This window comes from Paenibacillus sp. EKM10P (genome assembly GCF_011800655.1).
Lineage (GTDB): Bacteria > Bacillota > Bacilli > Paenibacillales > Paenibacillaceae > Paenibacillus > Paenibacillus polymyxa.
Map to the genome: position 1 here is coordinate 1 of NZ_JAALET010000063.1, position 739 is coordinate 739.

General features: G+C 48.6%; 1 protein-coding gene. It reads left to right on the forward strand.

Features of this window, described 5'->3' with window-relative positions:
• On the forward strand, positions 1 to 739 hold a 739-nt coding region (locus HFE01_RS26405), incomplete at both ends, for a condensation domain-containing protein (RefSeq protein WP_243208301.1).

Consider the following 739-nt stretch of genomic DNA (forward strand, 5'->3'; position numbering starts at 1 on the left):
CAAGCTTTTGCCGAGCCACAAGTAAGCTTTAACTATCTCGGACAGTTGGATCAAGACTTGCCAAACAGCGATATCCGCATGTCTCCTTACTCGATGGGATCGGTCGTGAGTGACCGGACGAAGATGAAATATGCGCTCGATGTGAGCGGAATCGTCACGAACGGCATCCTGGAACTCGACATTCGGTATAACGGCAAAGCCTTCCGTAAAGATACGGTCCAAATGCTGGCTGATCTGTTGAAATCCAATCTGCTTGAAACGATCGAGCATTGTGTGACACGGGAGCAGACCGAATTGACTCCAAGTGATGTGCTGTTCAAAGGTCTGACCCTGGAGCAATTCGATACGATTAAGGAACAGACCAAGACGGTTGGGGAATTGGAAAATGTGTACCCATTGACCCCCATGCAAAAGGGAATGCTGTTCCATAGTTTGATGAATGCAGAAACCGGCGTGTATTTTGAGCAGGCAACCTTTGATCTTGAGGGCCACTTTACGCCAGCTATATTCGAGGAAAGCCTAAAGCTGCTGGTTAGCCGACATGCGATATTACGGACGAATTTCTACAGCGGCTGGCATGGACAACCCTTGCAAATCGTCTATCGCCATAAAAATCCGAGCTTCCGTTATGAAGATGTCAGAGGGCGTAAACACGCTGTAGCTGAATTTGTGACTCAGGACAAAGCTCGTGGCTTTGATTTAAGCAAGGATGCGCTCATGCGCGTAGCTGTCTTCCGCA